General features: G+C 62.3%; 10 protein-coding genes and 1 tRNA gene. 3 read left to right on the top strand and 8 right to left on the bottom strand.

What is annotated here, in order from left to right:
• Positions 1 to 20: 20 nt before the first annotated feature.
• The 6 genes from J8C05_RS08185 to J8C05_RS08210 form a co-directional block, all read right to left on the bottom strand.
• Entirely contained in the window at positions 21 to 2,201 is a 2,181-nt protein-coding gene (locus J8C05_RS08185; RefSeq protein WP_211421741.1) for a M1 family metallopeptidase, read from the bottom strand.
• Entirely contained in the window at positions 2,177 to 3,625 is a 1,449-nt protein-coding gene (locus tag J8C05_RS08190) for a menaquinone biosynthesis decarboxylase (RefSeq protein ID WP_211421742.1), read from the bottom strand. Before J8C05_RS08190 ends, J8C05_RS08185 begins: the two co-directional genes overlap by 25 nt.
• Positions 3,626 to 3,826: 201 nt before the next feature.
• A tRNA-Ala gene (locus J8C05_RS08195) sits at positions 3,827 to 3,902 on the bottom strand.
• A gap of 63 nt (positions 3,903 to 3,965) precedes the next feature.
• On the bottom strand, positions 3,966 to 4,841 hold the full coding sequence (rsmA, locus tag J8C05_RS08200) for a 16S rRNA (adenine(1518)-N(6)/adenine(1519)-N(6))-dimethyltransferase RsmA (RefSeq protein ID WP_211421743.1): 876 nt from the start codon (positions 4,839 to 4,841) through the stop codon (positions 3,966 to 3,968).
• The gene (locus J8C05_RS08205) at positions 4,828 to 5,811 is read right to left on the bottom strand and encodes a S1/P1 nuclease (protein ID WP_211421744.1); all 984 of its coding nucleotides are present in this window, start codon (positions 5,809 to 5,811) and stop codon (positions 4,828 to 4,830) included. Before J8C05_RS08205 ends, rsmA begins: the two co-directional genes overlap by 14 nt.
• 225 nt (positions 5,812 to 6,036) lie before the next feature.
• Positions 6,037 to 6,396 (bottom strand): hypothetical protein, encoded by a 360-nt coding sequence (locus J8C05_RS08210; protein WP_058867095.1) that lies wholly within the window; start codon positions 6,394 to 6,396, stop codon positions 6,037 to 6,039.
• Between the two features lie 214 nt (positions 6,397 to 6,610).
• On the opposite strand from J8C05_RS08210, the gene J8C05_RS08215 reads away from it, so the two are divergent.
• Positions 6,611 to 7,369, top strand: coding sequence for a glucose 1-dehydrogenase (locus J8C05_RS08215; RefSeq protein ID WP_211421745.1), 759 nt, complete (start codon positions 6,611 to 6,613; stop codon positions 7,367 to 7,369).
• Positions 7,370 to 7,424: 55 nt separating this feature from the next.
• Here the strand turns inward: J8C05_RS08215 and J8C05_RS08220 are convergent, their stop codons facing one another.
• Both J8C05_RS08220 and J8C05_RS08225 read right to left on the bottom strand, forming a co-directional pair.
• Entirely contained in the window at positions 7,425 to 9,845 is a 2,421-nt protein-coding gene (locus J8C05_RS08220) for a VIT and vWA domain-containing protein (protein WP_211421746.1), read from the bottom strand.
• A 112-nt stretch (positions 9,846 to 9,957) separates the two neighbouring features.
• Positions 9,958 to 10,707 (bottom strand): hypothetical protein, encoded by a 750-nt coding sequence (locus tag J8C05_RS08225; protein WP_211421747.1) that lies wholly within the window; start codon positions 10,705 to 10,707, stop codon positions 9,958 to 9,960.
• 268 nt (positions 10,708 to 10,975) lie between these two features.
• On the opposite strand from J8C05_RS08225, the gene J8C05_RS08230 reads away from it, so the two are divergent.
• Both J8C05_RS08230 and J8C05_RS08235 read left to right on the top strand, forming a co-directional pair.
• Positions 10,976 to 11,638 (top strand): RNA polymerase sigma factor, encoded by a 663-nt coding sequence (locus tag J8C05_RS08230; protein ID WP_014100167.1) that lies wholly within the window; start codon positions 10,976 to 10,978, stop codon positions 11,636 to 11,638.
• 17 nt (positions 11,639 to 11,655) lie between these two features.
• Positions 11,656 to 12,261 carry an energy transducer TonB gene (locus tag J8C05_RS08235; protein WP_211421748.1) on the top strand — a complete coding sequence of 202 codons (606 nt, stop codon included), beginning with the start codon at positions 11,656 to 11,658 and terminating at the stop codon, positions 12,259 to 12,261.
• Positions 12,262 to 12,284 lie beyond the last annotated feature (23 nt).

The following is a 12,284-nucleotide window of genomic DNA, read 5'->3' on the forward strand; positions in this document are numbered from 1 at the left end:
TTCAGAACAAACGGGAGTTTCTATGGTTCGGGACGGAATGGACGTTCGAGATACTGCTGGGCCTGTTGAAGAGCGGCCGCGTCATCACCGGCCTCGATGACTTTTTTGTACTCGGCCACGGCGCGGTCGCGCTGTCCCAGCGCATCATACGCATTGCCTTTCTTGAGTGCCGACCAGGATTCAACCCACCGTGGGCGCAAATCGCCATCAAGCGCCTCATCAAAGGCATCGCGGGCTTTTTCGTAGTTTCGCTGGCTTAGGTACAGCAGGCCGAGATTGTACCATGCCCAACTGCTGCGGCGATTGACGCGAATTGCCGCCTCGAACTGCTGCTGGGCTTCGGCCAGCTCGCCATCTTCGATGTGCTGGATGCCACGCCGCACGACGACTGCAACGCGCAGTTCATCGGAAATGCGGAGAATTTTGGCATCCGGGTCAATCAACAGGTCACGCGGCTCGGAGGTGGAGGTCAGGCTGAAACTGGCTTCCCGTCCGTCAAACTGGAGCGTGGCCCGTTCCGCACTGCCCTTGGTCTCCAGCGTCACTTCGACCGGCATGCGGAAGCCTTCCAGCTTTTGTTCGAGCGTACCGCGCATGCGGTAGGTGCCGCCCGGAATCCGCAGAATCTTGTAATCGGGGACGAATTCGGGAACACCCGTCGAGTCTACCCACAGGGCAAAGAACCAGCGCAGGTCCTGCCCGGCCGTCTGCGTGGCAAGGTTTTCAAAATCGCTCAGGCTGATGTTCCGGCCGAGATACTGGGTGTAACAGGTTGCCAGTAACCGGAAGAACGTTTCATCACCCAACAGGACGCGCAGCATCCGAAAGACGAACGCCCCCTTGTAAAACATAATCGAGCGGTAAGCCGCCGATTGGTCATCGAGTTCCGCCGGAGCGCGCCGCAGCGACGACTGTGATTCAAACGCCAGCGCCCGTTCCAGAACATCGCGGACCAGTTCACGGAATTCCGCATCGTTGCGCCGGGCTTCCTCAACCAGCAGGTAGGCGTAGGTGGCCAATCCCTGGGAAAGCCAGACATCATCAAACGATTTGAGCACGACGCCCTGCCCCCACCACTGGAACGCCACTTCGCGGCAGAGCAGTTCACGGGGCAGCTCACGGGTCCGAAACAGCCGCGAAGCGAGCAGGGTCACGCCGGCGCTGGTGGAACTCTCCAGACTTTCGTCGTCAATTTCCGCCATCGCCAGTGTAGGCCCGAAAGCATAGGGGCCGAAGCTCCGTTCGTAACGCTCAAGCGCCTGCACAGCGATGTCGGCATACTCGGCGGCGCGGGCTTCATTACCGGGACGGACATACACCCGGATTTCCGTCTCTCCCTGCTGCCGGGTCTGCACCTGGTAGCGACCGACGGCCAGATTCCCGAACAGGACACTTTTGGCCGAAGCAAACGACCAGCGGGTGCGCGGCCCCGTCCCGGCGGGCAATGTCGGTGCGGCTTGTGGCACATCGGCTCCGCGCATGGCAACCGGAAGGGACGGCAAAAAGGCATTTGACGGCCGCCGTGGGCGCGGCCGCGGTGATGGGCGCGGGGACGGACGCGGCGTGGCCGGCGCCGGAGCGGGACGCCGCTCCGGTTCCAGGGACGGCACTCCCGGCCCTGTCACCGGCTGTTTCGCCTGAAATCCGTAACCCACTACCGTCAATCCATCGGGAACGGTCAGGTTCAGCGTAAAGGTTGCCGTATCGGCCGCATAGCCGTGGAAGGGGAACCAGCGTCCGCCGTAGAGCAGATAACTCCCACCGTCCTGACCAACGTAGGCCAGGCGCTTGTTGGTCAGCACGCCACCTTCGGCCGACAGAAGCTGCCCGGCATACTCGACAATGACGACGAAGGGTGTACCGGGCGTGGTCGCCCGTGGCAGTGCAATCCGCAGATCGAGATCGCGGAGCCGGTCCTGGGTAAACTGAAGCGGCTGAAGGTTCTCATCCAGAACGCGCCGGACTTCCAGCGCCCCATTGAATTCAAACACGACCGACTGCACAGGTCGCCGGGCATCCATCCTGACTTTGGCGCGGGCGACAAAGGTTTGCGTGGCGGGAATGATCTCGGCATCAATCTGGTAGTCGAGAACATCCAGCGGGTCATCGGCCGGAGCCGCCCAAGTTGTCAGGCAACTCACCAGAACGGCAAGCAGCCACGGCACCGGACGCCGGGCTACTTCCCAAAAAGCGTGCGCCATTTTTCATCCACCTTGCGCTGAATCTCGGCCGTCATACGGTTTTCCCGCGGCCAGGGGCGGGAAAAGCCCTCACTCGGCCACTTGCGTGTGGCGTCAATGCCCATCTTCGAGCCGTAGGCCGGCAACCGGGAAGCATGGTCGAGGGCGTCCACCGGGCCGAGAGTGAACTGAATGTCGCGCTCCGGGTCAATGTTGTTGAGGACGTACCAGGCCACATAGCCTGGGTCCTGAACGGGCACATCGTCGTCCACCACGATGACAACCTTCGTAAACATAAGCTGCCCGGTTCCCCACAGGGCATTCATGATTTTGCGGGCGTGCCCCGGATAGGCCTTCCTGATGGAAACAATTGCCAGGTTGTGAAACACGCCCTCAAAGGGCAGGTGCATGTCCACGATTTCCGGGAACTGCCGACGCAGCACCGGCTTGGCAATCTCGCCGACGGCTTCCCCCATCCAGCAGTCTTCCATCGGCGGCCGTCCGACAATCGTCGTCTGGTAAATCGGACTGCGGCGGTGGGTGACACAGGTGACGTGAAAGACCGGATAGTTGTCCGCCTCCGTGTAAAAGCCAGTGTGATCGCCAAAGGGACCTTCGGTACGGAGTTCCTGCGGGTCAACGTAGCCTTCCAGAACGATTTCCGCCGTGGCCGGGACTTCCAGATCATTTGTCAGGCACTTGACCATCGGCACCGGCTTTCCGCGCAGGAAACCGGCCAGCAGCATTTCATCCACGTCATCCGGCAACGGGAAAATGGCAGCAAAGGTCAGAATGGGGTCGCCGCCAATGGCCACAGCCACGGGCATGCGTTCACCCCGTTCCAGCGCCGTGCGCCAGTGCGAAGCGCCATGTTTGTGGATCTGCCAGTGCATGCCGGTCGTACAGGCGTCGTACAGTTGCATGCGGTACATCCCGACGTTGCGCCGTCCTGTGACGGGGTGGGCTGTAAAGACCAGCGGGAAGGTGATGAAGCGGCCGCCGTCTTCGGGCCAGCACTGGAGCACGGGCAGGCGGCGCAGGTCGAACTCGCCTTCCTGCAACACGATTTCCTGACATGGCCCACGCTTCACCCGTTTTGGAAAAACCGCCCCCAGTTCAGCAAACTTCGGCAACAGCTTGACCTTTTCCAGAATGCCCTGTGGCGATTTGAAATCCAGAATCTCGTTGAGGCGTCCGGCAATGTCGGCGTAGCTCTCGACTCCCAAAGCCATAAGCATCCGCCGCCGGCTGCCCAAGGCATTGATGAGCACCGGAATGGGTGACTCCTCGACGTTCTCGAACAGCAGCGCCGGCCCACCGGCCTTCGATATGCGGTCCGTGATTTCGGTAATTTCGAGGTGGCAGGACACTGGTGTTTTGATGCGCTTGAGTTCCCCGGCCTGCTCCAAATCCCGGATAAACTCGCGCAGGTCTTCATAGGGCATGGTGAGATAACAACCCAGTCCGTCACGCTGAGAAAATGATGCCGCGCCACATGGATGTTCTCCAGGGCCGCGCGGCCCGGCGTGAAACTACTGCATGTCCGTCCACAACCAGAAATGGTTTTGGACCGAACCGCTTTGATGCAGCAAAGATTCGGGCACGAAAAAAGGCAAGTGAGCAATCAACTCACTTGCCTCTCTTGATGGTGGAGGTAAGCGGGTTCGAACCGCTGACCTCTGCAATGCCATTGCAGCGCTCTCCCAGCTGAGCTATACCCCCACAAGTCCGAACCAACACAAAGTTGGCTCGCAACGTGCAAATTATCCAAGCCGCGTCCTGCCGTCAAGCCCCCTCCTGCGATGTGCTGGCAGGCGGCAGCCTTGCCGCCAACCCCTGCGCCATACGCACGAATGCTTCGACAGAAAGCGTTTCCGGGCGTCTCTCCGGCGCAATGCCGGCCCGGGCAAGCCCTTCCAGCAAGTCCGCACGTGAGAGACCAAGCCGCATCAAACTTCCACCCAGCATTTTGCGCCGCTGCTCAAAGGCGACACTGACGACCCGGCAGAAATACGGCATCAACTCCGGCGGCACGATGGCCACCGGGCGTGGCGTCAGGCGGACAACCGACGACATCACCTTTGGCGGCGGGTGAAAAGCGCCCGGCGGAACGTCAAACAACCGCGTCACTTCACAGGCCGCCTGCACCACGACGGAAAAATAACCATAGTCTTTTGTGCCAGGCGCAGCCGCCAGCCGCCACACGACTTCCCGCTGGAGCATGAGCACGATGTCCGTCCAGAGGTGACGCGCGGCCAGCAGCTTCTCCACGATTGGCGTTGAAAGGTTGTAAGGCACATTGGCCACGACCTTGACGGGTGCTGAAGTGAGACCCCACGCTGCACCGGCTTCGGCCACACAGTCCGCCAGGTCAGCCTCCAGAACATCGCCGACGTGCAGACGCCAGCGCCGGTCGGCAAACCGCACAGACAGCCAGGCCGCCAGATCGCGATCAAGTTCAAAGGCGATGACGCCAGCCGCCCGCTCCAGCAGCACTTCCGTCAGGGCCCCGCGTCCGGGTCCGATTTCCACCACCAGGTCATCCGGGCCGACTTCCGCTGCCGCGACGATGCGGGCCAGAAGGTGTCTGTCACGCAGAAAATGCTGACCGAACCGCTTGCGCGGCGGCGGCAGCGGGGGCAGGACGTCAGGGACGGTCATAGAGCTGGTTGAGCCGAGCCGCCAGCCGAAAACCGGCCAGGCGTACCCGTTCCCGGGCCGCAGCGTGCGCTCTGGCCTTGTAGGCGTGGGAAAGCACCGGCGGCTCCGGGGTGTTGTCCTGTCCGGCTTGATAGACAAGGTCCCGCGCCAGTTGGGTACTTTCATCCAGCCAGCGGACCGGCGGCGCAGCGATCCGCTGCCGTGACGGACGCTTCCGGCTGAGTTCCTGCGCCAGTGCCTGGATTGCCGGGAGGGAAAAGGTGTCGAGGGCGGCATTGTCCCAGAACGCATGCAGGTTGGGCTTGCGCGGCCCATCCAGCGGCGTCCCGGCCGTGGGACGCACGATGAACAGGTTGCCCCCCTGGTCTCCCTGGGGATTGTTTTTTGAGCAACGCGCCACCGTATGGAGTGGCTGATGGACATCCCCCACCAGGTGAATCAGCCAGGCCAGATAGTAGGCTTGCCGGGGGCTGTCAGGGGGGCTATGCCGCAGGATGTCTTCGATTTCGACGATTTTCCCCAGTGCGCCGCCATCCGGGGCGACGATCTGAAAGTCGGGCGGAATGGCGACACCCGGCGCTGCCAGCGGACGGTTGACATAGTGCCAAGTCCCGTGAACCCGCATGTCCGGGTATGCCGGATGGGTGCTCGGCGGCGGCTCACGGTCGGAAAAGCCCTGCCGCCGGTCAAATTTGATGTCATCCACCCAGTAGGAAGCACTCAGGAAGGCAATGAAGGAGGACTGTTCGGGCGGTACGTCCCGCGTCCACTCGGCATATTCCGGGTGTTGCCTGAGAATCGCCGCCACCCGCACCCGGGCGCGGGGCTGCAACTGTCCATAAGCAATTGCAGCGACAGTGGCATGCCCGGCCTGGTTCCAGGCGAGTACAGGCGTTGTCCCCAAGGCAAACCAACACACCCCGACCCACAGCCACCACCCACCCCGACACACTTTCTGACAAATGAACATGACAGCCTGTACCCGGCTATGAAGTTTCCCCCCGGCACTTCCCTGGCAGGCAGCCGGGCCTGGCAGGCAGCCGGGGCCGCACGTCAAAACGATAGCCCAATCAAACGGCCGGCCCCAAACGCCACCCAAAAGCCAACGCTCAGGCAAAAGCCCACCAAGCAAAAAGCACCGACCGGTTAGGTCGGTGCTCAGTGGTTTGCCACCTGGTGGCGGCAAGCTGTTGTTTCAGGCCGCGCGCCGCAGATGACGGCGACCGGCAGGTAGCTGATCGACTGTTGTCACGGCTGGCGATCTGACCGGTGCCAACGTCGGACGGTAGATGGCTTTGGTGGAAGGACGCTGGACGTAGTAGGGTCCAACCATCTTCCACTGCTGGGTGTCGAAGGCCCGGTGTGCGCCACAGTTGAGACACATCCGGTAAGTCTGTTGGTCAATCGTGAAGGGGCGGCTCATATCGGTGTGCCAGCACCCAAAAATACGGTGATAAGTGTTTTCAATAAACTCGATGGCACGCTGGAAGGCTTCCTTCGGCCACGTGATCTCAGGCAGTTGCGGAAATGTGAATGTCAGCGACTTGACTTGCATGGCGGATTCCCCCTTTCATCAACAACCTGGAAGCCCACCACCCATAGGTGCTGACCGTGGGTGCTGGTTAGAACCTGCCCTGCGCAGAAACGCCGGCATCTTTTCAGGACGCCGGAAGACACCAAAAGGTTCGCCCGTTTTGCCGGGTCATTGCCGAATCACAAGCTTCTGAAAATCAACCTGCGGTTATCCACCTCCAGACCAATCTCCCACGATGATGCAGACATTTTACAACACCTCTGTTCTCGTTACAGGCGGGGCATCCGGCATCGGGCGGGCCACGGCCCTGGCTTTTGCGGCGGCTGGCGCTAAGGTGCTTGTGGCTGACCGGCAGGCCGAAGGCAGCGCCGAAACGGTGTCCCGGATTGAAGCCGCCGGCGGGCAGGCCATGTCTGCCGTCGTGGATGTCACCGATGCCAACGCCGTCGCCGATCTGGTCAAAACCGCCGTACACGCCTTCGGCAGCCTGGATGTTGCCGTCAACAATGCCGGCATTCTGGGCGCACCGGCCCCGCTGCACGACACCGACGAAGACCGCTTCGACCAGGTGCTGAACGTCAACCTGCGCGGTGTCTTTTTGTGTATGAAGTATGAAATCCGCCAGATGCTCAAACAGGGTGGCGGGCGGATCGTCAATGTCGCTTCACTGGCGGGACTCGTGGGCTTTTCGGGCTTTGCCCCCTATGCCACCAGCAAGCATGCCGTACTCGGTCTGACCAAGACGGCGGCGCTGGAGTATGCCAAGTCCAACATCCGCATCAATGCCGTGTGCCCGTCCATCATTGAAACGCCCATGACGACTGGCGAGCACATTCCACCTGAACTGCTGGCCAAGTACCTCCGCGCCCACCCCATGGGCCGGGCCGGCAAACCGGAAGAAGTCGCCAACGCCATCCTGTGGCTCGCTTCCGAAGGCGCATCCTTCATCAATGGCGTCGGCCTCACCGTGGACGGCGGCGCATTCGTCCAGTAAGGCCTGCGGGTTCGCCCGGCGTGAACGTCCCGCCTGGCCTTACAAACGGATTGGGCTAGTTGCCCATGACATCGAGTGGGACTTCCCGGCTGGCGACATTGTGGGCAAAGTCTTCCGCCGTCACGAGCAGGACGTACCGCCCAGCAGGCAGCCCCGGCGGCAGCCGTAACACCCCGACGTTTGTCTTGCGCTGGGCGTCCCACCTGACCGGTACGGGCAACCCACCGGCCAACCGCGCGGCAATGCGCCGGGTATCGGCATCGGCCGCCACCAGAACCTCGATGTCCTCACCGGCGCGGGCCGGCGTCGGCTTGGTCGTCACCTGCAACTGCGGCGGACGGCTGTCAATCGTAAAACCTTTTTCCTCCTGGAAGACCTGTCCGCGGGCATCGGTCAGCACCAGCCGACAGCGGTAACGCCCATCCTGCATCGTCTTCGGGGCAAGAAAACGGGTTTCCCACACATCTTCTGAAGCGAGATAGGTCAGCGGTTTGACCAAGCCAAAGGGAAAGACGGCGACCACCGAGCGAATCGAAGCGTCTGTCCGTACGCGCAGCACCGGATCACCCGGCTTGATGACCCGTGGGCGCAGCAAAGCCCGTGGCGCGGCCAGAAAAGCCGTGTACGGTGTGACGATGTTGTACTTCTTCGAGAGCGCAATGACCTCGGCAACGAGTGCCTCGTCTTCGCCATCGAGCGCCATCCGGCGCAGCAGGGCGCTGATACGTTCCTGCGCCCACAGCCGGGGCAAGTGGCTGTGTGTGGCATCGCGTTCCGGCAAGGCCCCGGTTGCCGTCGCCATGACTGACCGGCCGGCCTGGGTGCCGCTGACCGTACATTCCACCTGCGCCACCGGCCGCCGATAGCGCCCTATGAAGCTGACCCGCGAGCCGTCGTAACCGGTTGTTTCCTCAGCAGGGTACACAGCATAAGCGTTGTCCGGGTCACTCAGGCGCAGCTTGAGACCCTCAACCGGGCGCTGCCCGACCTTGGCAAAGAAGGCATCCAGCCGGAAGGTCAGATCGTCCGTTTCACGCCCGAACTCACTGACGCCCCGGCTGACCCGCGCCAGTTCACTGAGAAATTCCCGGTTGGCGTCCGCGCCCACGCCAAAGGCAAAAACCCGCACCGGCGCGCCCCCCTTGGCATTGGCTTCGGCAAAGTCCCGGATGAGCCGGTTGCCGCGCGTGGTCGTCAGTGTCGGATTGCCGTCTGTAATCAGGATGAGGGTGCGCTCATCCCCCGGCAGAGCCTTCGCCAGCGCCAGTCCGCGCTGGAGCGCTTTGGCAAAGTCCGTCCCACCGCTCAGGTAACTGCGCCGGATGAAATCCAGCGCCCGCGCCGTGTTTTCTGCCGTTCCGGTCTGGGGTGTCTCGGAAAAGGCCTGTACGTCGTCGTTGAACAGCACGAGATTGAAGCGGTCTTCGGGGCGCAGCGACTTCAAAAAGAGACTACAGGCTTCATACGCCCGGTCGAGCTTTTCAAAGTTCATCGAAAGCGACGTATCCAGCATCAACACGACCGACCGTGGCGGCGCTGGCGTGCGCCCGAAGTCACTGACCGGTTGCCCCCGCTCGTTGAACAGGGCCGACACTTCAAAGTAGCCATCCTCATCCGGCTTCGTCCGATTGGGATCACGCAGGTCATAGGCCAGCAGTGGCTCCGGCGAACGATACGCAATCAGACTCGCACTGGTGCGGGACACATCGAGTCCGTAGTCAAAGGCCAGGTCCTGGGTCAGCGCCACGCCTGCGCCCTGATATTCGGCCACCACACGGTTGACGCCCATCGGCGTGACCTGAAGCGGGTAAGCCGTATCGCGCTGCCGGAATCCCACCAGTGGGAAACCGCTGGTGATGTCCACACGAATGGACAGGCTGCCGACTACCTGCTGGCCGTACTGGGAAGGTTTGAAGGGCAGCGAAAAGAACGACCGCAACCCGGCAACCGGCACGGCCTCGACATATTCCAGCTCAACGCGCTTGGTGCCGTAAGCCGGAATGGGCACGAGGCGGACGGTAAAGGCCGTGGCCCCGCCGGCTTCGTCTTCCTGGGTGACCAGCCCCGGGTCAATGGCCTGCCGTTTGAGTTCGGCGTAAACTTCCTGGGCACGCGGCAGTTCGAGCATCACGCCCGGAATCCGTACGTCGCCATCCCAAACAGCAAAATCGGCAATGGCGCCACTCGTCGGCAGCCGGAAGATGTACTTCCCTTCCAACGGCTGACTTGTCCGGTTGGCATAAATCTGGACAATGCGTACCCGTGCGAACTGCTGGTCAACGCGGATGTCCACCCGCATGTCATCCAAGGCGATGCGGGTGGGATCGGGCCTGGCTTCATCACCGGGCAGAACAACACCCGACTGGGCCGCCGCCGGAAGCCCTCCACCGGCAATGACCAACCACAGGGCAGGCAAAACCCAACGGACCCAGCCGAGCAGCCGGGCCCAGTGCAGATGGCAAACGTGTGGGAGCATGGTCTTGAACGGCCGGAGCAGGATTTCCGAATGCGGCGCTACATTACACCTTCGCACCCGTGGCCGGCTACGTTCAAAATGAAAAGTTTTTCTTGAATCCGTTTCGCCTTGCTTAGCGCGTTACGCCGGGCTGATGATCGCCAAACTCGACGACTTCGACGGACGGCTCGGCTGGCGGGGCAAAGTCATCCCACCCGGCAACAACCACCCCCAACCCACCGTCGGGAAAACGCTCCATCATCCGGGCAATGTCAGGCATCGGTTCGGCCGAAGCTTCCGTGACGGCGCTGGCCAGCAGGTTTCCGGTGGTTTCCACCCACACGTGCTCCCAGGTTTCGCCGAACTTCATACGCCCAAGGTAGGCATAGGGAGAATGTACCGTGTACTCACGGCTGCGCCACATCCGGGCCGGTGTGCCGTCTGCCGTCGCCACATAGCCGGCAAACGCATACTGCACATGCTCGGTTGTCGCTGTTGGCGCTTCGCCGGCGAGGTGAACCACAGCCGGGGCGGTTGTGGCTTTCGGCGTTGCCACGGCAAAGCTCACCGGGGTTTTGCCGGACCGGATTCGGGCAACCGGCTGTGAACCGAAGGTGGCCTTTCGTACGGCTTTCCGCCCACCGTTGCGCATCATCCGGCGGCGGACCTTTTTCCGTACCGTTTTCTTGCCGGAGACTTTCCCGGAAGTCTTCTTCACCGTTCCGGTTGGAAGGACAGAACCGGAACCGGTCTGCGCCAGGGCATCCACGCTCAGAACAGCCAGCAGGACAAGCAGGATGAGGAAGGTACGGCGAAACAGCGCAATCACGGGAAGTACAGCCTCGCGGTGGGTGATGACGTTTCTGCCCCTGGGTTTAGGCAAGTGGCGTACCAGACCTGCGGAAGCTTCGCATGAACAAGCCAAATTCTTGAAAAGACAAGACTTGGGAGCACTGTAAGACCAACTGACACCAGCCCTCGCCCGGTCTCCGGCGTCCAGCCCCCACACAGCCGATGTGTAAGCTGACAGTGCCGAAGGGTGACGCCAGCGCCGGCGCTGGCAATTTTCGGGAACCTTTTGCGCCCAAAGGTGTCAACGCCATTGCATTGCACCCAAGGCTGGCGGCCAGCACTTCATTTGGAGCGCTTCCATGTCATCGGCTTCCGAACTTCCGCTCCCACTTTCACTGCCAGCAGACACGGTGGCCACAGGGTCATCGGAAACCGCCCGGCCGCTTTCCACGGCGGAAGGTGAGTTGCTGGATGGAATTCGCGCCGGCTCACACGCCGCGTTTGAAGTGCTGGTGACGGCGCACCAGAAGCCCCTTTACAACCTGCTCCTGCGGGTGCTGGGCAACCCCGATGACGCGGCCGATGTCCTGCAGGAAACCTTCCTCAGCGCCTATCGCGGCGCTGGCAGCTTTCGCGGAGACTGCGACATCCGCACCTGGCTTTATCGGATTGCCATCCGCCGCGCTGCCAACCATCGCCGGTGGTGGCGGGCCCGGCGACAGACAGCCACGGTTTCGCTCGATGCCGAAACCGAAGCTTCGACGCCGTCACTGTCTGAAACCCTTGTTGCCCCCAATGCCGACCCGGAACAGCAGGCCCTGTGGCGGGAGCGTCAGGCGCAGGTGCTGGCGGCGTTGGCCCGGCTCAAGTTTGACTTCCGGGTGGCGGTGGTCATGCGGGACATCCGTGGCATGAGCTACGAAGACATTGCCGCAGCGTTGGAAATCTCCGTCGGCACGGTCAAATCACGCATCGCCCGGGGCCGCGCCATGCTCCGCGCGGCGCTCAACCTTCCAGCTTGAAGGAAAACGGCAAGCACATGACGAACGATACACCCACCGATCTCGATACCCTTCTGTCTGCCTTGCCCGAAGTGACGCCCCCGGCGCGCCTTCACCGGCGCATGGTGACGGCGCTTGACCTGGAAGCCGCCCGCCGCCGGCAGCCGGGCATGTGGCCGCAGTGGCTGACCGAACACCCCAGGCTCGTCGGCTACGGACTGGGGCTGGCCGTGGCCACGTTTCTGTTCAGCAGCCTGTCCATCCGGGTCTGGCAGCCGCTCCACGACCTCATGGCTGAACCGGACTACGCCCTCGTGTATGTCCCCCACGACGCCAACCACCGCTTCATTGGCGGCCTCACCCCAACCGCCACGCGCCCCTACCTCACCAGTGGCAAGGGATTTGACACTCTGCCGGTCCGTCTGGCCGGCCAACCGGAGGGCATGCTCGTCATTGCCGAAATCTCCCCTTCCGGCGAAGCCCGCTGCGTGGATGTCGTTGAACCCGAAGCCGATGCGTCACTGGTGGCGGCCGTCAATCAGGCCCTGCGCGGCATGACGTTCCGCCCGGCGACCCGGGCCGACGGCCGTCCGGTTGCCGCCCGCATTGCCTTCTACATGGAGCACATGGCTGTCCGGGGTTAGGAGTGGCGAGTGGTAGGGGCAGT

The sequence above is a fragment of the Chloracidobacterium sp. N genome, from assembly GCF_018304765.1.
Classification (GTDB): Bacteria; Acidobacteriota; Blastocatellia; order Chloracidobacteriales; family Chloracidobacteriaceae; genus Chloracidobacterium; species Chloracidobacterium aggregatum.